This window comes from Actinocorallia populi (genome assembly GCF_002995495.1).
Classification (GTDB): Bacteria; Actinomycetota; Actinomycetes; order Streptosporangiales; family Streptosporangiaceae; genus Actinocorallia; species Actinocorallia populi.
Window position 1 is genome coordinate 65,374 of sequence record NZ_PVZV01000008.1, and the last position, 26,259, is coordinate 91,632.

General features: G+C 72.3%; 24 protein-coding genes. 12 read left to right on the plus strand and 12 right to left on the minus strand.

Annotated elements, in window-relative coordinates:
- Positions 1 to 2 precede the first annotated feature (2 nt).
- Positions 3 to 569 (minus strand): thioredoxin family protein, encoded by a 567-nt coding sequence (locus C2865_RS29690; RefSeq protein WP_106401929.1) that lies wholly within the window; start codon positions 567 to 569, stop codon positions 3 to 5.
- 92 nt (positions 570 to 661) lie between these two features.
- Here C2865_RS29690 and C2865_RS29695 point away from each other — a divergent pair, with 92 nt between their 5' ends.
- Positions 662 to 1,024, plus strand: coding sequence for a nuclear transport factor 2 family protein (locus tag C2865_RS29695; protein ID WP_106401930.1), 363 nt, complete (start codon positions 662 to 664; stop codon positions 1,022 to 1,024).
- Positions 1,025 to 1,460: 436 nt separating this feature from the next.
- Here C2865_RS29695 and C2865_RS39615 read toward each other — a convergent pair whose 3' ends face one another.
- The 4 genes from C2865_RS39615 to C2865_RS29720 all read right to left on the minus strand — a co-directional run bounded on the left by C2865_RS39615 (position 1,461) and on the right by C2865_RS29720 (position 5,427).
- Entirely contained in the window at positions 1,461 to 3,110 is a 1,650-nt protein-coding gene (locus tag C2865_RS39615; RefSeq protein WP_157963950.1) for a serine/threonine-protein kinase, read from the minus strand.
- 93 nt (positions 3,111 to 3,203) lie between these two features.
- Entirely contained in the window at positions 3,204 to 4,013 is an 810-nt protein-coding gene (locus C2865_RS29710; protein ID WP_106401932.1) for an SDR family oxidoreductase, read from the minus strand.
- Positions 4,014 to 4,194: 181 nt separating this feature from the next.
- The gene (locus tag C2865_RS29715) at positions 4,195 to 4,533 is read right to left on the minus strand and encodes a hypothetical protein (RefSeq protein WP_106401933.1); all 339 of its coding nucleotides are present in this window, start codon (positions 4,531 to 4,533) and stop codon (positions 4,195 to 4,197) included.
- A gap of 363 nt (positions 4,534 to 4,896) precedes the next feature.
- The gene (locus C2865_RS29720) at positions 4,897 to 5,427 is read right to left on the minus strand and encodes a winged helix-turn-helix domain-containing protein (protein WP_232835869.1); all 531 of its coding nucleotides are present in this window, start codon (positions 5,425 to 5,427) and stop codon (positions 4,897 to 4,899) included.
- 47 nt (positions 5,428 to 5,474) lie between these two features.
- On the opposite strand from C2865_RS29720, the gene def reads away from it, so the two are divergent.
- Positions 5,475 to 6,020, plus strand: coding sequence for a peptide deformylase (gene def / locus C2865_RS29725; protein ID WP_106401935.1), 546 nt, complete (start codon positions 5,475 to 5,477; stop codon positions 6,018 to 6,020).
- A 120-nt stretch (positions 6,021 to 6,140) separates the two neighbouring features.
- On the opposite strand, the gene C2865_RS29730 is transcribed toward def, so the two are convergent.
- Positions 6,141 to 8,609, minus strand: coding sequence for a DNA gyrase/topoisomerase IV subunit A (locus C2865_RS29730; RefSeq protein ID WP_106402192.1), 2,469 nt, complete (start codon positions 8,607 to 8,609; stop codon positions 6,141 to 6,143).
- 52 nt (positions 8,610 to 8,661) lie between these two features.
- On the opposite strand from C2865_RS29730, the gene C2865_RS29735 reads away from it, so the two are divergent.
- The 5 genes from C2865_RS29735 (at position 8,662) to C2865_RS29755 (ending at position 13,370) form a co-directional block, all read left to right on the plus strand.
- Positions 8,662 to 9,810, plus strand: coding sequence for an alpha-hydroxy-acid oxidizing protein (locus C2865_RS29735; protein ID WP_106401936.1), 1,149 nt, complete (start codon positions 8,662 to 8,664; stop codon positions 9,808 to 9,810).
- A 120-nt stretch (positions 9,811 to 9,930) separates the two neighbouring features.
- On the plus strand, positions 9,931 to 10,497 hold the full coding sequence (locus C2865_RS29740) for an ATP-binding cassette domain-containing protein (protein WP_106401937.1): 567 nt from the start codon (positions 9,931 to 9,933) through the stop codon (positions 10,495 to 10,497).
- Between the two features lie 139 nt (positions 10,498 to 10,636).
- Positions 10,637 to 11,767: a sensor histidine kinase gene (locus tag C2865_RS29745; RefSeq protein ID WP_106401938.1), complete on the plus strand. Its 1,131-nt coding sequence runs from the start codon at positions 10,637 to 10,639 to the stop codon at positions 11,765 to 11,767.
- Positions 11,764 to 12,375 (plus strand): response regulator transcription factor, encoded by a 612-nt coding sequence (locus C2865_RS29750; protein ID WP_106401939.1) that lies wholly within the window; start codon positions 11,764 to 11,766, stop codon positions 12,373 to 12,375. Before C2865_RS29745 ends, C2865_RS29750 begins: the two co-directional genes overlap by 4 nt.
- Before the next feature lie 401 nt (positions 12,376 to 12,776).
- On the plus strand, positions 12,777 to 13,370 hold the full coding sequence (locus C2865_RS29755) for a DUF2238 domain-containing protein (protein ID WP_106401940.1): 594 nt from the start codon (positions 12,777 to 12,779) through the stop codon (positions 13,368 to 13,370).
- Between the two features lie 289 nt (positions 13,371 to 13,659).
- Here C2865_RS29755 and C2865_RS29760 read toward each other — a convergent pair whose 3' ends face one another.
- Positions 13,660 to 15,720 (minus strand): RecQ family ATP-dependent DNA helicase, encoded by a 2,061-nt coding sequence (locus C2865_RS29760; protein WP_106401941.1) that lies wholly within the window; start codon positions 15,718 to 15,720, stop codon positions 13,660 to 13,662.
- Positions 15,721 to 15,909: 189 nt separating this feature from the next.
- Between C2865_RS29760 and C2865_RS29765 the strand changes: the two genes are divergently transcribed.
- The 5 genes from C2865_RS29765 (at position 15,910) to C2865_RS29790 (ending at position 21,482) form a co-directional block, all read left to right on the plus strand.
- The gene (locus C2865_RS29765) at positions 15,910 to 16,848 is read left to right on the plus strand and encodes an STM4015 family protein (protein WP_106401942.1); all 939 of its coding nucleotides are present in this window, start codon (positions 15,910 to 15,912) and stop codon (positions 16,846 to 16,848) included.
- Between the two features lie 3 nt (positions 16,849 to 16,851).
- Positions 16,852 to 18,075 carry an STM4014 family protein gene (locus C2865_RS29770; protein ID WP_198653710.1) on the plus strand — a complete coding sequence of 408 codons (1,224 nt, stop codon included), beginning with the start codon at positions 16,852 to 16,854 and terminating at the stop codon, positions 18,073 to 18,075.
- Complete coding sequence (locus C2865_RS29775) at positions 18,072 to 18,839, plus strand: STM4013/SEN3800 family hydrolase (RefSeq protein ID WP_106402193.1); 768 nt, start codon at positions 18,072 to 18,074, stop codon at positions 18,837 to 18,839. The genes C2865_RS29770 and C2865_RS29775 overlap by 4 nt, the downstream gene beginning before the upstream one ends.
- The gene (locus tag C2865_RS29785) at positions 18,836 to 20,488 is read left to right on the plus strand and encodes an STM4012 family radical SAM protein (protein ID WP_232835870.1); all 1,653 of its coding nucleotides are present in this window, start codon (positions 18,836 to 18,838) and stop codon (positions 20,486 to 20,488) included. Before C2865_RS29775 ends, C2865_RS29785 begins: the two co-directional genes overlap by 4 nt.
- A 154-nt stretch (positions 20,489 to 20,642) precedes the next feature.
- Complete coding sequence (locus tag C2865_RS29790) at positions 20,643 to 21,482, plus strand: STM4011 family radical SAM protein (protein ID WP_106401943.1); 840 nt, start codon at positions 20,643 to 20,645, stop codon at positions 21,480 to 21,482.
- A gap of 455 nt (positions 21,483 to 21,937) precedes the next feature.
- Here C2865_RS29790 and C2865_RS40270 read toward each other — a convergent pair whose 3' ends face one another.
- The 5 genes from C2865_RS40270 to C2865_RS29815 form a co-directional block, all read right to left on the minus strand.
- Positions 21,938 to 23,236 (minus strand): DUF6745 domain-containing protein, encoded by a 1,299-nt coding sequence (locus C2865_RS40270; protein ID WP_198653711.1) that lies wholly within the window; start codon positions 23,234 to 23,236, stop codon positions 21,938 to 21,940.
- A complete protein-coding gene (locus C2865_RS29800; protein ID WP_106401944.1) occupies positions 23,236 to 23,562 on the minus strand; it encodes a hypothetical protein in 327 nt (108 codons plus the stop codon). The genes C2865_RS40270 and C2865_RS29800 overlap by 1 nt, the downstream gene beginning before the upstream one ends.
- A 145-nt stretch (positions 23,563 to 23,707) precedes the next feature.
- Positions 23,708 to 24,511: a MetQ/NlpA family ABC transporter substrate-binding protein gene (locus tag C2865_RS29805; protein WP_106401945.1), complete on the minus strand. Its 804-nt coding sequence runs from the start codon at positions 24,509 to 24,511 to the stop codon at positions 23,708 to 23,710.
- A gap of 11 nt (positions 24,512 to 24,522) precedes the next feature.
- On the minus strand, positions 24,523 to 25,179 hold the full coding sequence (locus tag C2865_RS29810) for a methionine ABC transporter permease (protein ID WP_269802754.1): 657 nt from the start codon (positions 25,177 to 25,179) through the stop codon (positions 24,523 to 24,525).
- Positions 25,176 to 26,168 (minus strand): methionine ABC transporter ATP-binding protein, encoded by a 993-nt coding sequence (locus tag C2865_RS29815; RefSeq protein WP_106401946.1) that lies wholly within the window; start codon positions 26,166 to 26,168, stop codon positions 25,176 to 25,178. Before C2865_RS29815 ends, C2865_RS29810 begins: the two co-directional genes overlap by 4 nt.
- Between the last annotated feature and the right edge of the window lie 91 nt (positions 26,169 to 26,259).

The window sequence follows — 26,259 nt, forward strand, 5'->3', positions numbered from 1 at the left end:
GCTCAGTCCTCGAACTCCTCGGGGCGCCACTTGATGCCGCAGCCCAGGCTCGGCCGGTGCGGCTCGGGCACGGGTTCTCCGGCCAGGACGAGGTCGAGGGCGGCGCGCAGGCTCGCGCCGTCCGCCGGCACGTCGTTGGACGGTCGGGCCCCGTCGAACTCGCCCCGGTAGGCGAGCCTGCGGCCCGCGTCGTACAGGAAGAAGTCGGGCGTGCACGCCGCCCGGTAGGCGCGGGCGACGTCCTGGGAGTCGTCGTACAGGTACGGGAAGGCGAAACCGGCGCGTTCGGCCTGCCGGGCCAGGTTGGAAGGGGAGTCGTCCGGGTAGGTGCGGATGTCGTTGGAGCAGATCCCCACGGCCGCCAGCCCCCTGGCCGCGTACTCGGCCGTCAACGTCCCCAGGCCCTTCTCGATGCGCCTGACGTAGGGGCAGTGGTTGGACAGGAAGACCACGAGCAGCGCCGGGGCGCCGGCGAAGTCACCCGGCGTGACCGGCGTTCCGTCGGTCGCGGGCAGCGTGAAGTCCGGTGCGGGCGTCCCCAGCGGGACGAGGAACGAGGAAATGGCCATGGCTCCATCGTGTCACCGCCGGGGCATCCCCCTCTCCGGCGCCCGTGCTAACGCTTGGTAGCCTGCAGGCCCACCCCCGGAGGAGGTTCCCCATGCCCAGCCAGGAACAGATGAAGGCAGCCCTGCAGTCCTACGTCGACGGTTTCGCCAAGGGCGACCCCGAGTCCGTCATCGCCCTCTTCGCCGCGGACGCCGTCGTGGAGGACCCCGTCGGAACCCCCGAGAAGCGCGGCGAGGAGATCGCCGAGTTCTACCGCAACGCCGTGGGCAGCGGCGCCAAGCTGACCCTCGAAGCCCCCGTCCGCGGCTCGCACGGCTCCGCCGCGGCCATGGCCTTCACCGTCGACATGCCCGGCATGAAGATCGCCGTCATCGACGTCTTCACCTTCGACGACGCCGGAAAGGTCACCAGCATGCGCGCCTACTGGGGCCCCGAGGACATCACCCAGTCCTGACCGGGAAGGGGCCGCCCACAGCCCTCTGCGGTGAGCCCGGTCTCCGGCTCACACCATGGACACCTCGATCCGGCTACGGGACCAGGGGCGGCCGCCCGCCCCGCCCGGCAGAGCCCGACGATCCCTTCGGTGCCGGGTGTGCCGGGTGTGCCGGGTGTGCCGGGTGTGCCGGGGAACAGGACGGCGGAGATCTTCGAGCCGGTGATCTCCGCCTTTTGAGGTGCCGGAATGCTCTCCGGCTCTTCGCGGGCCGCGCTTTTCGGCGATTCCCCCGGCCCGGTGGGTCGCGGGCGGGCGGCGACCGCCTCCGAGCGGGCCCCTTCGCCCGCCGGACGCCCGCGTTTCCCGCCCTCCACGGGGAGGGACCGGCGGCTCCTCGGCGCCCGGTGGCCCTGTGGACGGGGTCCGAGCGGATGGCTTCGGTGCTCGGGCGGGCTCAGGCGCGGGTGAGGGAGAACTCGCTGAAGACGGCGACGGTGTCGGGGGAGTCGGGCGGGTCGTGGCCGACGAGGACTCCCACGGCGCCCGAGGCGTGGGGGGCGTCGGTGTCGGTGACGTCGGCGACCTTGCGGCCGTCGACCCACATGATGAGGCGGGTGGCGCCGGGGGAGACCCAGCACAGGCCCTGGATGGTGTGGTAGGTCTCGCCGAGGCCGGGAGAGATGCCGGTGGCCAGGGGGAAGCGGCTGCCGCCATCGGCCTTGTAGAGGGTGACGGCGCCGTCCCGGCGGACCGTGAACGCGTAGCCGCCGTCGAAGCCCCGGCCCAGGCAGTAGACGCCGACCTGGCCGGACTCCCGCGTGCTGGCGAAACGGGCGCGGGCCGTCACCAGCAGGCGCTCGGGCAGGACGCCGACCGTGGGGCCGGAGAAGAAGACCAGGTAGCCCGAGGTGGTGGAGACGGTGTAGGTGCCGTCCTCGGACCTGCTCTGCTCGCCCTGGGTCCAGCCGTACTCCTTTTGCGGGAAGGCCGTGGCGGGGAGGACCTGCTCGAGCGGCCGCGGCGGGATGTCGAGGTCCTCCCCGGCCGCCACCTCCCGGACGGACGGCCGTTCCAGGCCGTCCAGGAGGCCGCGGGTCAGGCCCGCCGTGGCGGCGATCGCCAGCAGGACGGCCGCCGCGGCGGCGACCAGCGGCCTGTGCGCGTGCAGGGACGGCAACGATCGCGGCCGGGGGCGCTGCCGGAGGCCGCCGGGCTCCGTCGGCACGCCGCGGACACCGGGGGCGCGCCGGCTGACCAGTTCGTCGAGCAGTGCCTGGGCGGTGGGCCTGCGTTCGGGATCCTTGTCGAGGGCGCGTGCCACGAGGTCGTGCAGCGGGCCTTGCAACCCGTCCAGGGAGGGGTCCAGGTGGACGACCCGGTAGGCGATCTCGGCGAGGGTGCCGGAGCCGAACGGCGGGTGGCCCGAAGCCGCGTAGGCGATCAGCGCGCCCCAGCCGAAGACGTCGCCGGGCGGCCCCACGGGCTGGTGCCGGAACGTCTCCGGGGGCATGAACGACGGGGTGCCGACGGAGCCCTCGGCGGCGGTCAGCCGGGTGGAGGAGTCGGTGTTGCGGGCGATGCCGAAGTCGATGACGCGGGGTCCGATGGGGGAGAGGAGCACGTTCGCGGGCTTGAGGTCGCGGTGGACGATGCCCTCGGCGTGGATCGCGGTCAGCGCGGTGGCGACCCCGACGGCCAGCGCGTCCAGGTCCGCTCCGCGCAGCGCGCCGCGTTCGGCCACGACCTGCCGGACGGTCGGGCCGGGCACGTACTCGGTGACCACGAACAGCGGGGGGTGGTCGAGCCGGGCGTCCAGGACGGGGGCGGTGCAGAACGGGCGGACGCGGCGGGCCGCCGCGACCTCGCGCCGGAACCGGGCGCTGAACGTCGGGTCCTCGGTCAGCTCCGGCATGATCACCTTGACCGCCACGGGCCGCGGCATCGCGGCGGCCGGGTCGCAGGCCAGGTAGACCACTCCCATGCCGCCCGTGCCGAGCCGTCCCAGCAGCCGGTAGCGGCCCAGGAGGCGGGGATCGTCGGCACGCAGCCGTTCGGGCGGTTCCGGAAGCGATGACGAGACCACGCCGCGGCCCTTCTCGAGCACCCCGTTGACTCCTCGAGCGTAACCAGGCGGGCGGCGACGGATTCGGGTGGAAGGCAGGTCTCACCCTTCCGTCACCCCGTCCGCTTCCGGCCACTACCAGCGGGAACGTCGGAATCCACCTTCGGAGTCGATCACCTGTCCGGCGACCCAGCGGCCCTCGTCGGAGACCAGCCAGGCGATGAGGCGCGCGGGGTCGTCGGGCTCGCCGTACCGGCCCTGCGGGAACGCGGCCAGGACCTCGTCCAGGACGCGCCGGTCGCGGTCGGCGGTCTCGGGGCGGAGATAACCGGTGTTCACCGGGCCGGGATTGACGGCGTTGAGCAGGATGCCCCGCTCGATGAGCTCGTCGGAGACGGTGGCGAGCACTCCCGCGAGCGCGGCCTTGGACGTCGCGTAGGCGACCTCGCCCCGCATCGGGCCGAGCTGCTGCCCGGAGGTCATCCAGACGACCCGCCCGCCCGGCCGCCCGTCGTGCTGCCGGGCGAAGGCCCGCGTGAGCAGCAGCGTGGCACGCGTGTTGACCCGCCAGTGCTCGTCCAGCCGGTCCGCGTCGAGCTCCAGCAGCCGGCCGTCGCCCCCGCTGCGCGCCTGGTTGCACACCAGGACGTCCACATGCCCGAACCGCTCGACCGCCGCGTCCACGACCGCCCGGCTCGCCTCGGCCTCACCGAGATCGGCGCTCATCTCCGCGACGGATGCCCCGGGCGCGGCGTTCCGGAGCTCGGCGAGGAGCTCCGGAATCTCGTCCGCGCCCCAGGGCTGCAGCCGGTCGTGCGGCTGGAAATGGGTGAGGAACAGGTCGGCGCCCATCATGGCGAGCCTGCGTGCGATGGCATATCCGATGCCCTGCCGCCTGCTGACGCCGGTGATGAGCGCGACCCGGCCGTGCAACGCCTGCTCCATGAGTTCTTGATAACCGGAAGGCGTACCGGGGCTCAACTTGTTTTCCGGCCCGGGCCGAGGAGCCTGCCCCGGTCCCCTCAGAGGCGGCGCAGTGCACCGGCGGCAGGCTCCATCTTCTTTCGTTCTTCGCTCCGAGGGTACTGAATGCATACTTTATCGGAGCTCGTGCATTGGCTTTGTGCTAAGGCAGCAGCATAAAGCTCTTGCCGGTCGCACGCAGGACGGCCGCGCCCGGCCAGACGTCAACGTATTGGAAAAGGCTGGTGGAGCACTCGTCGTCCTTGAATATCCGAAGAACCCTGCCGGTGCCGTTTTTGATGGGGGCGCCCTTGTAGAAGTAGCACCGGCCCGCGGCCGGGCGTACGTACCTCTTCTTGCCCACGTAGATGATCCCGTCCACCCTCCTCGCGATCGAACTGGCGGCGCTGTTCGCCGCCTCGGCGTGGACGACTCCGGGGACGAGGGTTGCGAGAATTCCGGCAGTGGCGAGGGCGCCGAGCGCTTGGGTGGCGAGCCGCATTGAGTGTCCTCCCGTTGCGTATTCGGATGCCGTGATCGACATCCGGCTATCACGTACCGTAGTTAAGCAGATGTGCTTAGTCACTCCCGGTTGCCTCTGGATGGGGCAAAGTTGGAGTCAAGAAGCATGAAGAATTGGAAAAGAGAAGGGCTTTGAGATGGTAAACATCTTACTTTTCCGTCAAGTCGGGCGTTTCGCTCCCGTGGTGGCGGTGCTGTTTCTGCTAATCCGTTTTGGGAATGGTGTGATTTTTGGTGGGCATTGAGCTATGTGGCGATTGTCTGGTTTGGAGAATATTCCCGATAGTGAAACGGTAGATCTTTCCAGTGGTTGCTTATCCGGTGAGCGGCGTCCGAAAACATTTCAGAGCAGCGGGAACAACCGGGCCATGATGGCTACCGGTTTGGCGTCCGCAGGGCGGGATGACGGGTCGGTATCGCGGTGTCGGAATTGCGCGATGACGGCGCGGACCACGTCCGCCACGCCCGCCATCTCCTCGGGCGTCAGGTAGGCGGCCTGGCTGAACGCCTCGTCGTGCCGCCACTCCGCGGGCGCTTCGTCGCGGCGCTCGAGCCACTGCCGGTAGCTCTCGTCCTCCAGGCCGCGTGCGATGAAGGCCAGTTCGGCGTCGGAGGGCGCCCGCGGGACCTCCGGCGGGGCCTCGGGGGGCGTGTCGCCGGCCAGGCGCCACGGTTTGGCGCGGCCGCCGGAGGTGGGGACCTCCTCGACGAGTCCCGCTTCGGCGAGCCGGCGCAGGTGGAACGAGTAGAGGCCGGTGTTGCCGCCGAGTTCGCGGGCGGCGTCGGTGGCCGTGACGGCGCCTTCGCGGCCGATCAGCTCCAGCAGGGCCGCGCGGACGGGGTGGGCGCTCAGCGGACGGTGTGCTTCACTCACTTTGCAAAGTGTACTCTTTGCAAACATGCCATGAGAGGAGTCCGCAGATGACCGTCATGCCGGTCCGCCTGTTCGGCGACCCCGTGCTCACCACCCCCGCGGCCGAGGTCGTCGACTTCGACGCCCAGCTGCGCAAGCTCGTCAGGGACCTGGACGACACCCTCACCGAGCAGCAGGGCTCCGGTCTGGCCGCGCCCCAGCTCGGCATCGGCCTCCGGGTGTTCGTCTTCCACGACGACGACGCCTCGGGGCACCTGGTGAACCCCGTCCTGCACTTCCCCGACGAAGAGGAGCAGGACGGCCCCGAAGGCTGCCTGTCCATGCCCGGCCTGTACTTCGACACCAGACGACGCCAGAACGTCGTGGCCAAGGGCTACGACCTGCACGGCCGTCCCCTGCAGGTCGTCGGCCGGGGCCACCTCGCCCGCTGCCTCCAGCACGAGACCGACCACCTGGACGGCGTCCTCTTCCTCGACCGCATGGACACCGCCCGCCGCAAGGCCGCCCTGCGCGCCATCCGCGAGGCCCCCTGGTTCGCCGCCCCGCCCCGTGTGAAGATCGATCCCCACGGGCCAGCGGGCCTCTTCCGCTGAGATCCGGGCGACCCGGACGGCCGGAGGCACCCTTGACGATCCCGCCGACCGGCCGGAGCACGCATGGCAACGCCCCGGTGCCCTTCTCCGAAGGGCGCCGGGGCGTGTCGCCGGTGCCGGTCAGGACTCGTCGGTGCGGGGACCGATGGAGCCGCCCAGGGCGCCGATGGGAGCGGGCAGGGGCACGCCGGAGCCGTCCCGGCGGCCCAGGTCGGCCGGGAGGTCGACGGGCTCGCCCGCGATGTCGGTGGCGCTGGCGGGAGCGGGGCCGGCCCAGGCGGCGATGAGGACGTCCTCGCCCTTGAGGAAGCGGTGGGAGCGCACACCGCCGGTGGCCCGGCCCTTCGGCGGGTAGTCGGCGTAGTCGCTGACCTTGACGTTGCCCGTCTGGGTGCCGGGCAGCGCGGTGGCGGAGCCCGAGACGGTGATCACCACCGAGGGGCGGGACGCGTCGACCGCGCCGAACCAGATGACCCTGGCGTCGGCGCCGAGCTTGATGCCGGTCATGCCGCCCGCGGGGCGGCCCTGCGGGCGCACGTTGGAGGCGGGGTAGCGCAGCAGCTGGGTGTCGTCGGTGATGAAGACGAGGTCCTGCTCCTCGGACTCCAGCTGGACCGCGCTCACGACCCGGTCGCCCTCCTTGAGGGTGATGACCTCGTACTCCTCGCGGTTGGCCGGGTAGTCGTTGGCGACGCGCTTGACCACGCCCTGCTCGGTGCCCAGGGCCAGGCCGGGGCCGTCCTCGGCCAGGCTTGCCAGGCCCACGGCCCGCTCGTCCTCGGTGAGGGTGACGTACTCCTCCAGCGGCGCGCCGCCCGCCAGCGAGGGCGGGGCGTCGGAGGGCTGCAGCAGCGGGAGGTCGACCACCTCGACCTTCAGGAGCCGGCCCGCCGAGGTGACGACGCCGAACTCCGACCGCACCGAGGTGAAGATCACCGACTGGAGCACGTCGTGCGGGGCGCGGGGGCCGTCGTCCGCCAGGGGGGCGACGTCGGTGGTGCGGGCCAGCAGGCCGGTGGAGGACATCAGCACCAGGCACGGGTCGTCCTCGACCTCCAGCGGGACCACCGGCCGGGGCGCGCCGTCGGCCTCCAGCAGCACGGTGCGCCGCGGCGTGGCGAACTTCTTGCTGACCTCGCCCAGCTCCTTGGAGACCAGGGAGCGCAGCTTCTTCTCCGACTCCAGGATCTCGGTGAGGGCGGCGATCTCCTTGCGGAGGGTCTCCTGCTCCTTCTCCAGCTCCAGCCGGTCGTAGCGGGTGAGCCGGCGCAGCGGCGTGTCCAGGATGTACTGGGCCTGGATCTCCGACAGCTGGAAGACCTGCATCAGCCGGGACTTGGCCTGCGCGGAGTCGTCGGAGCTGCGGATCACCTGGATGATCTCGTCGATGTTGATCAGGGCCGTCATGAGGCCCTCGACCAGGTGCAGGCGCTCCTCGCGGCGGCGGCGCCGGTACAGCGAGCGGCGGCGCACCACGTCGATGCGGTGGTCGACGTAGACCTGCAGCAGCTCGCGCAGGCCGAGCGTCTTGGGCTGGCCGTCGACGAGGGCGACGTTGTTGATGCCGAAGGTCTCCTCCATCGGCGTGAGCCGGTAGAGCTCCTCCAGCACCGCCTCGGGGTGGAAGCCGTTCTTGATCTCGATGACCAGGCGCAGCCCGACGGTGCGGTCGGTGAGGTCCTTCAGGTCGGCGATGCCCTGGATCTTCTTCGCCTGGACCATGTCCTTGATCTTGGCGACGACCCGTTCGGGACCGACGTTGTAGGGCAGCTCGGTGACGACCAGGCCCTTGCGGCGCGGCGTGACGTTCTCGATGTGCACGGTGGCGCGGGTCTTGAACGTGCCGCGGCCGGCCGCGTAGGCGTCGCGGACGCCGTTCAGGCCGACGATCTTGCCGCCGGTGGGCAGGTCGGGGCCCGGGACGAACTTCATCAGGTCGTCCAGGGTGGCGTCCGGGTGGGTCACCAGGTGCCGTGCGGCGGCGACGACCTCGCCGAGGTTGTGCGGGGCCATGTTGGTGGCCATGCCGACCGCGATGCCCGTCGCGCCGTTGACCAGCAGGTTGGGGAAGGCGGCCGGCAGGACCTCCGGCTCCGTCTCCTGGCCGTCGTAGTTGGGCCGGAAGTCGACGGTCTCCTCGTCCAGACCGGTGACCATGAGCAGCGCCTCGGGCGACATGCGGGCCTCGGTGTAGCGCATGGCGGCGGGCGCGTCGTCGCCGCCGAGGGAGCCGAAGTTGCCGTGCCCGTCGATCATGCGCATCCGCATCGCCCACGGCTGGGCCATCCGGACCATGGTGTCGTAGATGGCGGTGTCGCCGTGCGGGTGCAGCTTGCCCATCACCTCGCCGACGACCCGCGCGCACTTGACGTGCCCGCGGTCAGGCCGCAGCCCCATCGCGCTCATCGAGTAGAGGATGCGGCGCTGTACCGGCTTGAGGCCGTCACGCGCGTCCGGAAGAGCGCGAGAGTAGATCACCGAGTACGCGTACTCGAGGAAGCTGCCCCGCATCTCCTCGGCGACATCGATGTCGATGATGTTCTCTTCGAAGTCTTCCGGGGGTGGAGTCTGACCAGTCCGACGTGCCATGCTCGCCATTCTCGCGGGTCCTGACGACAGTTTCGTACCAGGAGGGGGTGCCATGGGCCTCTCGGACTTCCAGCACGAGATCTACCTGGGGGGATTGGGGGACGTACGACCGGAATTTCCCACCGACCTCTCCACACTGGAGGCAGTGGCCGAAGAACGGCTGGATCCCCAGGCGTTCGGCTACGTCGCCGGAGCCGCGGGGAGCGGCGCCACGGCCCGGGCCAACCGGGAGGCCTTCGACCGGTGGAGGCTGGTGCCCCGGATGCTGCGCGACGTCTCGGGGATCGACCTGTCGGTGAACGTCCTGGGGACGCCGATGCCCGCCCCCGTGCTGCTCGCCCCCATCGGCGTCCTGTCGATCCTGCACCCCGAGGGGGAGGCCGCGGTCGCGCGGGCGGCCGCCGCCCTGGGCGTCCCCATGCTCCTCAGCACCGCGGCGTCGCGCACCATGGAGGAGGTCGCGGAGGCGGCAGGGCCGCGCTGGTACCAGCTGTACTGGCCCAAGGACAGGGACCTCGCGGAGAGCTTCCTGCGGCGTGCCGAGGCCGGCGGGTACGAGGTGCTCGTCGTCACCCTGGACACCTTCAAGCTGGCGTGGCGCCCGCGCGACCTCGACACCGCCTACCTTCCGTTCCTGCGCGGCATCGGCGTGCAGAACTACTTCAGCGACCCCGTCTTCCGCGCGGCCGTGGGCGGGGAGGTCACCGAGGAGAACCAGACCGGCGCGATCCTGCACTGGGTCGCCAACTTCGGGGACCCGACGCTGACCTGGGACGACCTGGCGTGGCTGCGCGGACGCTGGGACGGGCCGATCGTCCTCAAGGGCATCCAGCACCTCGACGACGCCCGCCGCGCCGCGTACGCCGGAATGGACGGGATCGTCGTCTCCAACCACGGCGGGCGGCAGGTGGACGGGGCCGTCGCGGCGCTCGACCAGCTCCCCAAGATCGTCGACACGGTCGGGGACAGGCTGAGCGTGCTGTTCGACAGCGGCGTGCGCACCGGCGCCGACGCCGCCAAGGCGCTGGCGCTGGGGGCCGAGGCCGTGCTGGTGGGCCGCCCGTACGCCTACGGGCTGGGACTCGGCGGTGAGGCGGGGGTGCGGCACGTCCTGCGCTGCCTGCTGGCCGAACTGGAGCTGACGCTGGCGCTCTGCGGCGCGGGGAGCGTCCGGGAACTGGGGCGCGACCTGCTGGCATGACATTTGTCACTGCACCGGGGTGAAAGTCTCAGCGCCGGTTCCTGACGCCCGGCACTGACCGCCCCGCCCCCGTCCGCGGCACCCTTGGAGCAGGTTCGGAGTGCTGCCGAGGAGGTCGGGATGATCGAGGTTTCGGGACCGGTCGCGTTCACCGTCCGGGCCGGTGAGGTGGTCGCGGTGTGCGGCAGGGGGACGACCGCCCTGCTGGAGGCCGTCAGCGGGGACCGGCTCCCCGCCCGCGGACGGGTCGCGGTCGGCGGGTCCGACCCCTACCGGCAGCGGGCGGGGGTGAGCGTCGGGGCGCTGTGGGCAGACGGCGGGCTCTACGGCGACCTCGCCCTGGAGGAGATCATCGGGGCGTGGCGGCGCTGGGCGTCCCGGCCCCTGGACCGGGACACCGTCACGGCCCTGGCGGCGCTGGAGGGACGCGAGTGCGTCCCCTACTCCCGGCTGACCTCCGGGGAGCGGCGCAGGTTCGACCTGGCGCTCGTGCTGGTCTCCCAGCCGGACGCGCTGGTGATCGACGAGCCCGCCACCGGGCTCGACCCGCAGGAGGCGCGGGAGGTGTGGCGGCTCGTCAAGTCGCTCGGCATCCCCGTGCTCGTCGCGGCCCGGTGCCCCGCCGAGGCGCTGAAGGCCGACCGGGTGGTGCTGCTGGACTCGCCGGTCGACCTCCTGGCCGCCTGAGCCGGTGGACCACTCGGTGCGCGCCGGCGCGCGTCCGGCCGCGGGCGGGACGCCGTCGGGCGTACGCCGCCTGTGGACAACGGCCTTCCTCCGCCGGGGCAGCGCATACGCTGTGGAATCCCGGACGAGGAGGTGGTCGATGCAGCCCAGGCTTCCCGGCGAGATGTCGATCGTCACGTTCGTGGTGGTCCTGTCGACCCTGGCCACGTGCGGGCTCTTCTCGCAGGCGGTCATCGAGGCCGCCGGACGCGAGCCGTGGCGGTTCGTCGTCGGGACGATGGCGGCGCTGCTCGTCGCGGCCCTGCAGGGGCGGCTGATGTGGCAGTCGGCGCGGCGGGAGGTCACGTCGGGCAGCCGGATCATGCTCGGGGTGATCGCGCTGGTGTGCTTCCCCCTGCCGCTGCTGCTCGGTCCCGCCTGGTTCTCCGCGATGTTCGCGGTGGCCGGGATGATCGCGGTGACGCTGCCGGAGAACTGGTCGGTGCCGCTGGTCGGGGGCGCGGCGCTGCTGGCGTCCGGGGTGGCGCTGCTGGCGGGGGCGAGCGGACCGCAGGCGGTGCTGCTGGCGGTGAGCTTCCCCGTCGTGGCGCTGTCGGCGTACGCGACGGTGTGGCTGAGCCTGGCGGTGAAGGAACTGCGTGACGCCCGAGCCGAACTGGCGCGCCGCGCCGTGGGGGAGGAGCGGATGCGCTTCGCCCGCGACCTGCACGACGTCCTTGGCCACAGCCTGCAGGCCGTGGCGCTGCGGGCCGAACTGGCCGAACGGCTGCTCGCCCGCGACCCGGAACGCGTGGCCGGGGAGCTGGCCGAGATCCAGAAGATGGCGCGAGGCGCCGTCCAGGAGGTGCGCGACGTGGTGCGGGGCTACCGCGTCACGTCGCTGCGCACGGAGCTGGACGGGGCGACGGCCGTGCTGCGCGCGGCGGGGATCTCCTGCGAGACGCCGCTCCTGCCCGACGAGCTGCCCCAGCACGTGCACGAGACGCTGGGCTGGGTCGCGCGGGAGGCGGTCACGAACGTGCTGCGGCACAGCGGCGCCACCCTGTGCCGCATGACCCTGCGCGCCGACGGCCCGGATGCCCGGCTGGAGATCGTGAACGACGGGGCCCGCCGCTCCGAGGGGGCCGGCAGCGGGCTGGCCGGGCTGCGCGAACGGCTCGCCGCGGTGGGAGGGCGGCTGCAGTCCGGGCTGATCGCGGACGGTACCTTCCAGGTGCTGGCGACCGTCCCGCTGGCCGAGGGTGCGGCGGGACAGAAGGAGGGGCGTTGACCGCGATCAGGGTGTTGCTCGCCGACGACCACCACCTCGTCCGGGAGGCACTGGCGCTGCTGCTGGGCACCGAGGACGGGATCGAGGTCGTCGCCGACGTGGGGCGCGGCGACGAGGCGGTCGACCGGGCCCTGGACCACCGCCCGGACGTGGCGGTCCTCGACATCGACATGCCGGGCCTGGACGGCCTGTCCGCCGCCGAGCGCCTCGCCGCCGCCCTGCCGTCCTGCCGCGTCGTCATCGTCACCGGCCACGGCCGCCCCGGCAACCTCCGCCGCGCCATGGCCGCCGGCGTCCGCGGCTTCCTCGGCAAGGACACCCCCGGCTCCCGCCTCGCCGAGGTCATCCGCCAGGTCCACGGCGGCGCCCGCTACATCGACCCGCAACTCGCCGCCGACGCCCTCGCCGCAGAGGAGTGCCCCCTCACCCCGCGCGAGCTCGACGCCCTGCGCGCCGCCGCCGGAGGCTCCCCCGTCAGCCGCATCGCCCGCGCCCTCAGCCTCTCCGAAGGCACCGTCCGCAACTACCTCTCCTCCGCCGTCACCAAACTCGGCGTCGACAACCGCCACGCCGCCGTCCAGTCCGCCCGCGACCGCGGCTGGCTCTGACTCCGCCCGCCGAACGCAGGCCACCCGTCCGCCTGAAGATCCGCTCACCACGTCCTGGCCCGGATCGTGGTCCGCTCTTGCCGAGGCGGGGACGTCGCCGCCCGTAGGGCCGTCGGTCATGTCTCCGTCCGGATGCGGTCCGCCGGCCGGTGAGGGCGGACCGCCAAGCCGTCTGGAGATCCGCTCATCACGCCTTCGCCCGGATCGTGGTCGGGCGGACCGGTGAATCGTCTGGAGGGCCGCCGGCTGCGTCTTCGCCTGGATCGTGATCCACTGGTCGGCGGGGGCCGGTCGTCGGGGTCGCCTGCCGGGGCCTGCTGCGGGGAACCAGGTATTCGTCCTCTCCGGATTGAGTAGGCGCGCCCTTGGCCGCAGGGGGGCGATGGCGCAGGCTGTGCCGAATGGAACCGGTACACCGCACCCCCTGGCGTCATGCGGCGCTCCTCCTGAAGGCCGTGCTGGCCGTGCTGCTGGCGCTGGCGCTGGCCTTCCCCGAATGGGACCGTTTCGCCGACAAGGCCATGGGGGCGCGTGCCGTCGCCTATCCGCTGGCCGCGCTGCTGGTGCCCGCGATCTGGCTGGTCCGGCGTCGGCTCGGCCGTCCGGGCCTCTTCCCCTGGGACGTCGACGCCCTGCTCACCGCCCCCTTCGTCATCGACGTCGCGGGCAACGCCCTCGACCTGTACGACTCGGTGGGCTGGTTCGACGACGCGTGCCACTTCGGCAACTGGGCGCTGCTCGGCGGCGCCGCGGGAGCGGCGCTCCTCCGCGGACCCGGCCTGCCCCGCTGGGTGACCGTCCTCCTGGTGGCAGGAGCAGGCGCCATAGCCGCCATCGCCTGGGAGCTCGCCGAATACGGCGCGTTCATCCTCGACACCCCCGAATCCATCGGTATCTACCGCGACACCCTCGGAGACGAGGCACTCGGCCTCCTGGGCGCCACCACCGCCGGCCTCCTCACGGCCTTCCGCCGTCGCCCGCCGACCGCACGATGACCCTGGACGTCGCGCGGCCGGTCGTGGATGTTGCGCGGCTGATCCCGGGTGTCGGGCTGGCTGGTCGTGGGCATTGCGCGGCTGATCCTGGACGTCGGGCGGCCGGTCGTGGACATCGTGCGACGAGCTCTCGGGGTTTCCGGGGTCGTGCGGAGATCCGGGAAGGAAGAGGCGATGGGGCCGTCGTGGTCGTGGGGGCGGCCGTCCGCCACCCGAACCCGTCCTGCCGGGGCGGCTGGACGGGTTCGGGTGGCGCGTCGCCGGACGGTCCGGTGCTCTTCGGGCGGGGTCAGGAGGGGGTGGCGAGGACCAGGGGGAGGACGGCGGTGGCTCCGGCTTCGCGGAGGAGTCTGGCGGCGACGGTGAGGGTCCAGCCGGAGTCGGAGTGGTCGTCGACGAGGAGGACGGGGCCCTGTGGGACGGGGAGGTCGAGGGTGAGGGAGTGCAGGACGGTGCGCAGGCGCTGGGCGCTGTTGTGCTGGGGCGGGGCGGGCGGGCCCTGGGAGGCGAGGGCGCCGAGGTAGGGGAGGCGGCCCACGCGGGAGAGGTGCTCGGCGAGGCTGGAGACGAGCAGGGGGCGGGTGCGGGAGGCGATCGAGGCCACCGCGACGGGACGTTCGGACCAGTCCCAGGCGGCGAGGACCTGCACGATGGCCGCGGCGATCTCGTCGGGGACGGGCTGGTCGGGGGAGCCGTCGGCCAGCAGGGCGCGCAGGCGCGGGCCCCAGCCGATGTCGGTGAGGCGGCCCAGGGCGCGGCCCGGCTCGGCCTGCAGGGCGGCCGGGATCCGGCCGGACAGGCCGAGTTCGTCCTTGAGCCCGGTCGGCCACATGCGGCGCGGGGAGAGCTCGACGCCGGGACGGGCCAGCCGGTCCCTGGCCCGGGTGACGGCCCTTTCGGAGAGCTCGGACGGCCAGTGCTCGCCGGTGCAGTTGTCGCAGCGGCCGCAGGGCTCGGCCGCGAGATCGTCCAGGCAGCGGCGGAGGAAGAGCATCCGGCACTCGGAGGTGCCCTGGTAGTCGAGCATCGCCTGCTGCTCGTGGTCGCGGGCGGCCTGGACCCGGGCGTAGCGGTCGGCGTCGTACGCCCAGGGCTCGCCGGTGGCGACCCAGCCCCCCTTGACCCGGCGGACCGCGCCGTCCACGTCCAGGACCTTGAGCATCATCTCCAGGCGGTTGCGGGACAGGTCGACACGCGGTTCGAGGGCGGCCGTCGACAGGGGGCGTTCGCCGAGCGCCGCCAGCACGTTGCGCACGACGGGCTCGGGCGGAAAGGCCAGCGAGGCGAAATAGGACCAGATGTCGCGGTCCTCCGGGCCGGGCAGCAGGATCACCTCGGCCCGTTCGACACCGCGGCCCGCCCGGCCGATCTGCTGGTAGTAGGCGACCGGCGAGGACGGCGCGCCCAGATGGACGATGAACCCCAGATCCGGCTTGTCGAACCCCATGCCCAGGGCGCTGGTCGCCACCAGCGCCTTGAGCTTGTTGTCCAGCAGGTCACGTTCGGCCTGCAGCCGTTCGGCGGGCTCCGTCTGGCCCGAGTACGCCGCGACCGCGAAACCCCTGTCCCGCAACATCGCGGCGACCTCATGGGCGGCGGCGACCGTCAGGGTGTAGACGATCCCCGAGCCCGGCAGCTCCTCCAGCCGCTCGCACAGCCAGGCGAGCCGCTCCTCCGCGGTCCTCAGCCGGACCGCGGCCAGCCGCAGCGAATCGCGCTCCAGCGTGCCGCGCAGCACCAGGGTGCCCTCGCCGAGCTGCTCGGCCACGTCGGTGGTGACCCGGGAGTTGGCGGTGGCCGTCGTCGCCAGCACCGGCACGCCCCGGGGCAGCTCGCCGAACAGGGTGCGCAGCCGCCGGTAGTCCGGCCGGAAGTCGTGGCCCCAGTCGGAGATGCAGTGCGCCTCGTCGACCACGACCAGCCCCGCCGTGGCGGACAGCTCCGGCAGCACCTGATCGCGGAACTCCGGGTTGTTCAGCCGTTCGGGGCTCACCAGCAGGACGTCGACGGCGCCCGCCGAGACCTCGGCGTAGACCTGCCGCCAGTCCTCCGGGTTGGCCGAGTTGATCGTCCGGGCGGCGATGCCCGCACGGGCCGCGGCGTCGATCTGGTTGCGCATCAGCGCCAGCAGCGGCGAGACGATCACCGTCGGGCCCGCGCCGCGCGCCCGCAGCAGCGCGGTGGCGACGAAGTAGACCGCGGACTTGCCCCAGCCGGTGCGCTGCACGACCAGGGCACGGCGCCGCTCCTCCACCAGGGCGGCGATCGCCGTCCACTGGTCCTCCCGCAACCGGGCGTGCTCTCCCGCCAGCGCCCGCAGGCACCGTTCGGCTTCCGTCCGCAAGTCCATGCCCCATCACTATCACCGGTCACGGACGTCCCGGTCCGGTTCGGGCCGGCCTGTGGACGGTTCAGCGCGCCGCCGTCCCTGTGGACGAGCGGCCCGGAGCCGGGAAGGGCTGTGGACGACGTCGGATCTGTCGTCGGGCGGTGATAGGACAGTCACGTCAGCAGCAGACCACCGAGAACGGCCACTGAGATGACGAAGACGTCCCACTACGAGTACGTGGAATCCTTCGCGGGGCTGCCCGTGTTCGACTTCACCCCGGAGACCGGGCCGGAGGGGCTGCCCGGATCCGCCCAGGTCGCCTGGCGGGTGCGCCTCGACGACTTCATCGAGGACTTCGCCCCCTTCCAGGAGTTGTTCTCCCGCTTCCTCGAGTCCGTCGACACCGCGTCCGTGACCGCGCTGATCATCGGCAACTGGGGCGCCACCCACGAGGTCTCCGCGGACCGGCCCTTGAGGCTGCTGACCGATGAGGCGGAGCGGTTCCCCGCGCTCAAGGCGCTGTTCTTCGGGGAGTGGCTGCAGCAGGAGACGGAGATCTCCTGGATCGAGCAGGGGGACGTCACCCCGCTGTTCACCGCGTTCCCCGGCCTGGAGACCGTCGTCATCAGGGGCGGCAGCGGGATGGCGCTGTCCCCGCTCACCAGCTCCGTCCTGAGCGAGCTGCGCCTGGAGACCGGCGGCCTGCCCGGCTCGGTGGTGCGCGCGCTGGGCGCGTCCGGCCTCCCGGCGCTGCGGTCGCTGGAGTTGTGGCTCGGCGTGGACGAGTACGGCGGGGACACCGCCCTCGCCGACCTCGGCCCGCTGCTGAGCGGAGAGCGGTTCCCCGGACTGCGCCACCTCGGACTCCAGGACGCCGAGATCCAGGACGAGATCGCCGCCGCCGTCGCCGGAGCCCCCGTCGTGGCGCAGCTGGAGTCCCTCAGCCTGTCGATGGGGATGCTCACCGATGAGGGAGCCGAGGCGCTGCTCTCCGGCCAGCCGCTCAGCCACCTGAAGCATCTCGACCTCCACCACCACTACCTGTCCGACGAGATGATCGAACGGGTCCGCGCCGCGCTGCCCGGCGTCGACGTCGATCTCGGCGACAAGCAGCGGGACGAGTGGCGCTACGTGGCAGTGGCCGAGTAGCCGATGACGGGTTTCACGGTCGTCGGGACACGGGGAGACCGCAGGGTCGAGGCGTTCGCCGCCGCCTGCGCGTCGTCCGGCGTGCCCCGGCCCAGACTCCTGCCCTGGACGGACGTGCTGAGCGGCGCGCCGCTGGAGGTGGACGGGCTGCTGCGGATCGACTCCCCGGGCGAGGACGCCGCGGCCGACGCGCTGCTGCGCGGCCCCGGAGACCCGGCGCGGGTCGGCGGCGGCGCCCGCTGGTACCGCACCCTGTCGCGAGGCCTGGAGCGGCTCCGCGGTCTCCCGTCGGTCAGCGACGTCGACGAGATCGCGGTCATGTTCGACAAACGGGCATGCCACGCCCGGCTGCTGGAGGCGGGCGTGCCCGTCCCGGCCTCGCTCGGCCCGATCAGCGGGTATCAGGAGCTGCGCGAGCGGATGGCCGAGCGGCGTGTCCACCGCGTGTTCGTGAAACCCGCCCACGGCTCCTCGGCCTCGGGCGTCGTCGCCCTGCGGACGGCGCCCGGCCGTGTCAAGGCCGTCAGCTCCGCGGTCCCGGCGGGGGACGGCTGGCGCAACTCGCTGCGCGTGCGGGCGTACACGTCCGAGCGGGAGGTGGCCCGCCTGGTCGACGCCCTGGCCCCCGACGGCCTGCACGTCGAGAAGTGGTTCCCCAAGGCCGCGCTGGACGGCCGCCTCCTGGACCTGCGCGTCGTGGTGATCGCCGGGGAGCCCGCCCACGCGGTGGTGCGCACCAGCACCGCGCCCATGACCAACCTCCACCTGGGCGGCGCCCGGGGCGATCTGGAAGCCGTCCGCGCCCGCGTCGACTGGGACGAGGCGATGTCCGTGTGCGCCCGCGCCGCCGCCTGCTTCCCCCGCAGCCTCATGGTCGCCGTCGACCTCATGATCGGCCTCGGCTGGCGCCGCCCGACCGTCGCCGAGGTCAACGCCTTCGGCGACCTCCTCCCCGCCCTGACCGGCCTCCCCGGCACCCCGGCCGAAGGCCTGGACACCTACACCGCCCAGGTCCGCGCCGCCCTGCACGGCTCCCGCCGAAACACCCCGCCCGCCCTGGGGCCGCATCCCACCCCGACAGAACGCCCCGCCCCGGCGGACGGCATGGGCACCCCGCGCAAGGGCGGAGAGGGCGTCGTGCGTGTCCCGGAGGAGGAGGTCGTACCTGCGGTCGGTGGAGAGGCCGCGTCCATCGTGGAGGGAGGAGACGTCCGGTGCGGGACATGAACGAGATTATCGGCACGCATGATGTGGTGCTGGTGACGTTGGACACGCTGCGCTACGACGTGGCGGTGGAGTCGGCCACGGCGGGACGGACGCCCGAGTTCTCGCGGCGGTTCGTGTGGGAGGAGCGGCACGCGCCGGGGAACTTCACCTTCGCGTCGCACATGGCGATGCTGGCGGGCTTCCTGCCGACGCCCGCGGCGCCGGGGCCGCATCCCCGCCTGTTCGCCTCGGCGTTCCCCGGAAGCGAGACGACGAGCCCGCTGACCTGGAAGTACGACGCGCCGGACCTGCCTTCGGGTCTGGCTCAGGCCGGGTACCACACGGCGTGCGTCGGGGGAGTGGGCTTCTTCAACGGGCAGACCGCCCTCGGGTCGGTGCTGCCGGGCATGTTCGCCGAGTCCCACTGGGCGCCCGAGTTCGGGGTGACCTGCCCGGACAGCCTCGACCACCAGGTGAACAGGATCGCTGAGATCGTCGCGAGGACGCGGCAGCGTCTGTTCCTGCTGCTGAACGTCTCGGCGCTGCACCAGCCCAACCACCACTACCTGCCCGGCGCGTCCGGTGACACCCTGGAGACCCACGCGGCGGCGCTGGAGTACGTCGACTCGCGGATGGGCCGGCTCTTCACCGCACTGCGCCGCCCCACCTTCGTCATCATCTGCTCGGACCACGGCACCGCTTATGGCGAGGGCGGCCACACCGGCCACCGTCTCGGCCATGAGGTCGTCTGGACCGTGCCATACGCGGAGTTCGTCCTCGAATGAAGCCTTACCAGGGATACGTCTACGCCTATCCCCACAAGACCGCCTACCGCCCCCTCGACCCCGCCCCCGCCCTCCGCGACGTGTGGCGCGATGAGGACACCTCCCGGCTCTTCCTCTACCTCCACATCCCCTTCTGCGAGATCCGCTGCGGCTTCTGCAACCTCTTCACCCGCACCGGCGCCCCCGAGTCCCTCACCACCGCCTACCTCGACGCCCTGGAGCGCCAGGCGGAAGCGACCCTGGACGCCCTGGGCCCCGCCGCCCGCTTCACCCAGGCCGCCTTCGGCGGCGGCACCCCCACCTACCTCACGGCCCCCGAACTGGCCCGCCTCTGCGACCTCACCACCCGCATCCTCACCCACCCGGCGGAACCTTCGAGTTCCGCCCAGCAGGACGGTCTCCGTCCGGGTGCCGCGGATCCGGTGGGGTTCTCGGATTCCGCCCGTTCGGACGGCCTCCGCACCTCCCATCCGGTGGATTCCTTGAGCTCTCGGCAGGACGGCCTCGGTTCGGGTGCCGCGGATCCGGTGGGGTTCTCGGGCTCCGCCCGTCCGGACGGCCTCCGCATCTCCCGTCCAGGTTCCGCGCACCTGGCGGGGCCCACGGGTTCCGCTCGGCCGGACGGCCGCACCCTTCGTTCGAGTTCCGCGCGTCCGGCGGGGCCACCGAGCTCTGCTCGGGCGGACGGACTTCTCGCTTCTGGTCCGGGTTCGGCATCCGTGGCCGGTGGAGGGCGTCCGGGGGTGCCGCTGGCGGTGGAGACGTCGCCGGGGACGGCGACGAAGGACAGACTGGAGGTGTTGCGGGCGTACGGGACCAGGCGGGTCTCGATCGGGGTGCAGAGCTTCGTGGAGGCCGAGGCGCGGGCGGCGGTGCGGCCGCAGAAGGCAGAGGAGGTGGTCGGGGCGCTCGACACGATCCGGGACGTCGGGTTCCCGGTGCTGAACATCGACCTCATCTACGGGATCGACGGGCAGACGGCCGAGTCGTGGACGCGGTCGATCGACCGGGCGCTGGAGTGGAGGCCCGAGGAGCTCTACCTGTACCCCCTGTACATCCGGCCGCTGACGGGTCTGGGGAGGCTCGGGGGAGACTGGGACGACCAGCGGCTGCGCCTCTACCGGCTGGGACGGGACCACCTGCTGTCCCACGGGTACGAGCAGGTCTCGATGCGGATGTTCCGCCTCCCGGGGACGCGGGCCGGCGGAACCGAGTACTCCTGCCAGGAGGACGGGATGGTCGGTCTGGGCTGCGGTGCCCGCTCCTACACCGCGAACCTCCACTACTCCTTCGAGTACGCCGTCCATGCCACCGAGGTCCGCGCCATCATCGACGACTACGTCCGCACCGAGGACTTCACCCGGGCCCGTGTCGGCTTCGCCATGACCGGCGACGAGCATCGCCGCCGCCACCTCCTGCAGTCCCTCCTCCAGGCCGAGGGCCTGGACCGCCTCGCCTACCGCGCCCGTTTCGGCACTGATGTCCTCGCCGACTTCGATCTGGCCCCGTTCGCCCGCCGCGGCTGGCTGGAGGAGACCCCCGGCACCCTGGTCCTCACGCCCGAGGGCCTCGCCCATTCCGACGCCCTGGGTCCCGCCCTCTTCTCCCCGCACGTCCGCGCCCTCATGGACACCTACCGAGCCCGCTGATGCCGACCTTCCGCCCTTTCATTTCCCGCCTTACTATGTCAAGGCCGCCTCTTTTCCCCGCATTCTCACTCACCGGCCATCTCCCCTCATCGAACGGACGAAGCGGCGTTCCGGACGGCGGGAAGACGTGGCCGGACCGCTGCGAGGCGGCCGGATGCTGACCGTGCTGTACCGGGGGCCGCTGGCCAGCTGCGACTACGACTGCCCGTACTGCCCGTTCGCCAAGCGGCGGGACACGCCTGAGCAGCTGCGGGCGGACCGGTCGGCGCTCGCGCGGTTCATGTCCTGGGCGGCCGCCCGGGAGGAGGAGCTCTCCGTGCTGTTCACCCCCTGGGGGGAGGGGCTGGTGCGTTCCTGGTACCGGGAGGCCCTGGTGGAGCTGAGCCTGATGCCGCACGTCCGCAGGGCCGCCATCCAGACCAACCTCAGCGGCCGGACGGAGTGGACCGCTCGGGCCGACCTGACGAAACTGGCGCTGTGGACGACGTTCCACCCCGGCCAGGTGACGCACGAGCGGTTCCTCGCGAAATCCCGTGCGCTGGCCGAGCGGGGAGTGCGGCACAGCGTGGGCGTGGTCGGCCTCCCCGAGCACCTCGACGCCGCTCGCCGGCTGCGGAGGGAGCTGCCGTCCCCGGTCTACCTCTGGGTGAACGCCGCCGAAGGCCACACCTACACCGACGAGGAAGCCGACCGCTGGACGGAACTCGACCCGCTCTTCCCCTACAGCCGCCACCCCCACCGCACCCGCGGCCTGCCCTGCCGCACCGGTCACGACGTCGTCTCCGTCGCGGGCGACGGCACCGTCACCCGCTGCCACTTCATCAAGACCCCCCTGGGCAACCTCTACGACGGCACCTTCCACCCCACCCCGAAACCGTCCGCCTGCCCCAACACCTCGTGCGACTGCCACATCGGTTACGTCCACTTCGAGCCCCTGCGCCTCTACGACGTCTTCACCGACGGACTCCTGGAACGCATCCCGATCCTGCCCTGACCACCCCTCCCCGACCACGTCCCGCAGACCACCCGACGAGAGGCCTCCACCCTCACCCGAGGAGCCGGAGATGGCTTCGCTTCGTCCGAGGAACTCGGAGAGGGCTCCGCCCTCACCCAAAGAGCCCGGAGAAGGCTTCGCCTCGTCCGGGGAATTCAGAAAGGGCTCCGCTCTCGTCTGAGGAGTCGGAGGTGGCTTCGCTTCGTCTGAGGAGTCCGGAGAGGACTCCGCCCTCACCCGAAGAATCCGGAGAAGGCTTCGCCTCGTCCGAGGAACTCGGAGAGGGCTCCGCTCTCGTCCGAGGGGCCGGAGGTGGCTTCGCCTCACCTGAGGAGCCAGGAGAGGCTTCCACCCTCACCCGAGGAGCCTGGAGAAGGCTTCGCCGTAGCCGGGGGACCCCTTCGGCCTGCTCGAGAACTCGATGGAGGCCCCGCCCCCGTCCGGGACGGAGAGGGTCAGGTCTCCTGGAGGGGGCGGTATTCGGCCTCGGTGAGGCCGAAGGTCCAGGCGACGCCGGCGCGGGCGGTGCGGGTGTCGGGCGGGACGCGGAGGTAGTAGGTGCGACGGGTGCCGTCGGGTTCGGGGGTGGAGTTGACGACCTCGACCATGACGACGGGTTCGTCGTCGGGGAGGTCGATGCGCCAGAGGACGCCTGTCTCGTCCCGGTGGAGGGGCTGGGCGCCGGCTTCGGCGAGGTAGCGGTCGTAGCCGAAGCGCTCCAGCATGACGCGGCGGAGTTCGGCGTTCTCCTCGGCGAGGATGCGGTGCGCGGTCAGGCCGGAGAGGGTGTCGAGGAAGCCCGGGGGGATGGGCATGCCGCGCCAGGCGTGGAGGGCGAAGCCGTCGGAGTAGGAGAGGGCGGGGCCGTCGCCGTTGTGGAGGCGGCCGGGCTCGTCGCGGTGGAGCTCGACGGGGCGTTCGCTGAGGATGACGAGGTTCTCGTAGGGCCACCACCAGCCCGCGGAGGCGGCGACCTCGGCCGGCCCGTGCAGGGGCGCCAGCCGGTCGAGGGAGGCGAAGAGCTCCAGCCAGGGGGCGTCGTGCTGGCCGAGCACCGCGTCGAGCGTGGCGGCGCGCAGCAGGGGGCCGTGCTCCTCGTCGAGCTCGCCGATGGCGCGCCTGATCCGGGTGACCAGCTCGTTCACCCGTTCCCAGGTGAACGCCCCGGTCCGGGCCCAGGCCTCGACCCAGCCGTGCGGACCCAGCTCGGCACGCGCGGCGGCCCGTTCCCGCTCCCACGGGGCCGTCCGCACCCGCTCCCGCACGCAGGCGCCTGTCTCGACGCCCGCGAACAGTTCTTCGAACACCCGCCGCGCGGCCTGCCCGCCCTCCGGACCGGCGGTCTCGGGACCGCTCCCACCGGAAGGGACATCCGCCAGGACCGGGGCACGGGCACCGGACGCCTCGAGACCGCGGGCCCCGCTCGTGTCCGAAACGCCGTCGGCACCGGGAGCGTCCCCCCGGGCGGGAACGTCGTCCGAAGCGGGGCCGTCGGCTGAGGCGGGCGTCCTGGCCGGGGCGACGCCGTGGTCCCGGAGGCCGGCGAGGAGGGAGCGGAGCGAGGGGGCGTCGAACAGGGCGGTCCGGGTGCCGGGCGGGAGGCCGGGGCGCAGCAGGACGGACAGGAGGGCGCCGGCGGCGGGGGAGGCGACCCACAGGAAGGAGGCGGGCGGGGCGAGGCCTGCGGCGGCGTAGGCGGCGCGGACGCCGGCCTCGGCGCGGGCGCGGTCGGCGGGGAGGGCGGTGAACGGCATCAGTCCGAGACCATCCGGACGGCGCCGGGGGTGTACTCGCGCTGGCGGATGACGCGGTACCAGCCGGTGGGGAGCGCGATGGGCGCGTGCTCCTCGTGGACCAGGCGGCCGCCCGACGGAAGGTGGAGGTAGTCCGGCACGAAGGGGTGGCCGGAGCGGTGCAGGGCGCCGGGCGCGTGGACGGCGTGGGCGTGCCCGGTGGCCTCGCCCAGCGCCAGGACCATGCGGCCGCGGCCGTCGCGCGGCGCGGTCGGCAGGGTCCGCGTCGAGTCGGGTACCGCCTCGTCGGCGACCGGCTGGATGAGGATGTCTCCTTGTCGGAACATGCCACGAAACTATCGATCGCCACTGACAGAACCCGGCCGTCCGGCGCCGGCCGCATCGCCGCGGGGAAGGGCTCCGGCGCGGCGGCGCCCGGGACGGGAAGGCTCCCGGCGGGAGACCGCCGGGAGCCGTGGGACGACCTGTGGATCAGGCCGCGGGAAGGACCGATCCCTGGTACTTGTCGGTGATGAACTTCTTGGTCTCCTCGGACTGCAGGAGTTCGAGGAGCTTCTTGACGTTCGCGTCGGACTCGTCGCCCGCCTTCACGACCAGCCCGTTGGCGTAGGGGTTGCCGTCGGCCTTCTCCAGGGCGAGCGCGTCGTCGGCGGGGGTCAGGCCGCCCTCGAGGGCGTAGTTGCCGTTGATGACGGCGGCGTCGACGTCCTGCAGGGAACGGGGGAGCTGGGCGGCTTCCAGCGCCGTGAACTTCAGGTTCCGCGGGTTGCCGGTGATGTCCCGCTCGGTCGCCGCGGTGCCCGCCCCCTCCTTCAGGGTGATGACGCCGTTGTCGGCGAGCAGGTGCAGGGCGCGGGCGCCGTTGGTGGCGTCGTTCGGGATGGCGATGGTGGCGCCGGAGGCCAGCCCGTCCAGCGACTCGGTCTTCTCGGAGTAGACGCCGAGCGGCTCCAGGTGCACGTTGCCGACCCAGGAGAGCTTGAGGCCCTTCTCGGCCGCGAAGTCCTCCAGGTAGGGCTTGTGCTGGAAGTAGTTGGCGCCGAGCTGGCCGTCGCCCAGCGCGACGTTCGGCTGGACGTAGTCGGAGAACTCCTTGATCTCCAGCTCGAGCCCGGCCTTCTCGGCGAGGTTGTCCTTGACGTAGGTCAGGATCTCGCCGTGCGGGGAGGGGGTGGCGCCGACGACGAGCGCGTCCGGCGACTCCGAGCCGCCGCCGCAGGCCGCGGTGAGCGCCAGGGCCGCGGCGGACAGGACGACGGTGATCTTCTTGAGCAAGGTGGTGCCTTTCAGGGTTGTCTGTGCGAGAGCCGCCGGACGAGGAGGTCGCCCAGCATCTGGACGAGCTGCACCAGGACGACCAGGACGACCACGCACGCGATCATGACGTCGGTCTCGAACCGCTGGTAGCCGTAGCGGATGGCCAGGTCGCCCAGTCCCCCGCCGCCGACCGCCCCGGCCATGGCCGAGTAGCCGACGAGGGTGATGACGGTGATGGTCAGGCCCGCCACCAGCCCCGGCATGGCCTCGCGCAGCAGGACCTTGCGGACGATCTGCCACCGGGAGGCGCCCATCGCCCGGGCGGCCGAGACCACCGCGGGGTCGACCTCGCGCAGGGAGGTCTCGGCGAGCCTGGCGTAGAAGGGGATGGCTCCGACGGTCAGCGGCACGATCGCCGCGGTGGTGCCGATCGTGGTGCCGACGACCATCCGGGTGAACGGCAGGATCGCGACCATCAGGATGATGAACGGCAGCGAGCGCCCGACGTTGACGACCAGCCCGAGCACCCGGTTGACCGGGAGGCAGGGCAGCAGCCCGCCCCGGCCGGTGAGGATGAGCAGGACGCCCAGGAGCAGGCCGCCGGCGGCGGTGAGGAGGGCGGAGACCCAGACCATCTGGAAGGTCTCCCGCAGCGCCTGGACGAGGATCTCGTCGAGCCCGTTCACGCCGCGACCTCCAGTGTCAGCCCGCGCTCGCGCAGGTGGGCGAGCGGGGCCGTGTTGTCGGCGGGGGAGCCGGGCAGTTCGATCCGCAGCCGGCCGGCCCGTCCTCCGGCGACGTCCTCGATGGAGCCGGCGAGGATGTCGACGTCGATGGAGTAGGTCCGGGCGAGCGCGGCGACGAACCGTGTGGGGGACTCCTCGGCGGCCTCTCCGGTGAACGTCACGTCGACGACCGTGGTCCCGGGACGGGCGGAGGGCGGCGGCAGGGGGAACAGCCCGCGTGCGAGTTCCGAGCCGGGCCGGGCCAGGAGTTCCCGGACGCCGCCCGCCTCGGTGATCCGTCCGTCGTGCATGATGGCGGCGGAGTCGCAGATGTTCTTGACCACGTCCATCTCGTGGGTGATGAGCAGGACGGTCAGGCCCAGCTCCCGGTTGAGCCGGCGCAGCAGGGCCAGGATGGAGCCGGTGGTCTCCGGGTCGAGGGCCGAGGTCGCCTCGTCCGACAGCAGCACGGACGGCGAGCCCGCCAGCGCGCGGGCGATGCCGACGCGCTGCTTCTGGCCGCCGGACAGCTGGGCGGGGTAGGCGCCGCCGAGGCCGCCGAGGCCGACCAGGTCGAGCAGTTCGGCGACGCGCTTCAGCCGTTCCCGGCGCGGGGTGCCGGTCACCTCCAGCGGGAACGCGACGTTGCCCGCGACGTCCCGCGAGGACAGCAGGCCGAAGTGCTGGTGGATCATGCCGATGCGCTGGCGGGCCGCGCGCAGCTCCCGTTCGGAGAGTGCGGACAGGTCGGCGCCGTCGACGACCACGCGGCCGCGGTCGGGCCGTTCCAGCATGGTGACGCTGCGCAGCAGGGTGCTCTTGCCCGCGCCGCTGCGGCCGATGACCCCGTACACCTCACCGGGGGCCACATGGAGGCTGACGTCGTCCAGCGCCGTGACGGTGCGGCCGCGGGCGCGGTAGACCTTCCGGATATTTTCGATATGAATCATGGGTTTTAGTCCAGAGGTGTGCCGTCCGCTGGACCGCGCGTGGCGCGGGCACCGAGAGGGCGGGAAAGGGGGGCGAGACGCCTCGGGGTTC

Coding starts and splice junctions, on each gene's coding strand:
- C2865_RS29800 (WP_106401944.1), bottom strand. CDS start 23,562: ATGTTCCGACAAGGAGACATCCTCATCCAGCCGGTCGCCGACGAGGCG.
- C2865_RS29785 (WP_232835870.1), top strand. CDS start 18,836: ATGAAGCCTTACCAGGGATACGTCTACGCCTATCCCCACAAGACCGCC.
- def (WP_106401935.1), top strand. CDS start 5,475: ATGACCGTCATGCCGGTCCGCCTGTTCGGCGACCCCGTGCTCACCACC.
- C2865_RS29715 (WP_106401933.1), bottom strand. CDS start 4,533: ATGCGGCTCGCCACCCAAGCGCTCGGCGCCCTCGCCACTGCCGGAATT.
- C2865_RS29770 (WP_198653710.1), top strand. CDS start 16,852: ATGACGGGTTTCACGGTCGTCGGGACACGGGGAGACCGCAGGGTCGAG.
- C2865_RS29760 (WP_106401941.1), bottom strand. CDS start 15,720: ATGGACTTGCGGACGGAAGCCGAACGGTGCCTGCGGGCGCTGGCGGGA.
- C2865_RS29755 (WP_106401940.1), top strand. CDS start 12,777: ATGGAACCGGTACACCGCACCCCCTGGCGTCATGCGGCGCTCCTCCTG.
- C2865_RS29745 (WP_106401938.1), top strand. CDS start 10,637: ATGCAGCCCAGGCTTCCCGGCGAGATGTCGATCGTCACGTTCGTGGTG.
- C2865_RS29695 (WP_106401930.1), top strand. CDS start 662: ATGCCCAGCCAGGAACAGATGAAGGCAGCCCTGCAGTCCTACGTCGAC.
- C2865_RS29730 (WP_106402192.1), bottom strand. CDS start 8,609: ATGGCACGTCGGACTGGTCAGACTCCACCCCCGGAAGACTTCGAAGAG.
- C2865_RS29740 (WP_106401937.1), top strand. CDS start 9,931: ATGATCGAGGTTTCGGGACCGGTCGCGTTCACCGTCCGGGCCGGTGAG.
- C2865_RS29790 (WP_106401943.1), top strand. CDS start 20,643: ATGCTGACCGTGCTGTACCGGGGGCCGCTGGCCAGCTGCGACTACGAC.
- C2865_RS29765 (WP_106401942.1), top strand. CDS start 15,910: ATGACGAAGACGTCCCACTACGAGTACGTGGAATCCTTCGCGGGGCTG.
- C2865_RS29815 (WP_106401946.1), bottom strand. CDS start 26,168: ATGATTCATATCGAAAATATCCGGAAGGTCTACCGCGCCCGCGGCCGC.
- C2865_RS29690 (WP_106401929.1), bottom strand. CDS start 569: ATGGCCATTTCCTCGTTCCTCGTCCCGCTGGGGACGCCCGCACCGGAC.
- C2865_RS29775 (WP_106402193.1), top strand. CDS start 18,072: ATGAACGAGATTATCGGCACGCATGATGTGGTGCTGGTGACGTTGGAC.
- C2865_RS29710 (WP_106401932.1), bottom strand. CDS start 4,013: ATGGAGCAGGCGTTGCACGGCCGGGTCGCGCTCATCACCGGCGTCAGC.
- C2865_RS40270 (WP_198653711.1), bottom strand. CDS start 23,236: ATGCCGTTCACCGCCCTCCCCGCCGACCGCGCCCGCGCCGAGGCCGGC.
- C2865_RS29735 (WP_106401936.1), top strand. CDS start 8,662: ATGGGCCTCTCGGACTTCCAGCACGAGATCTACCTGGGGGGATTGGGG.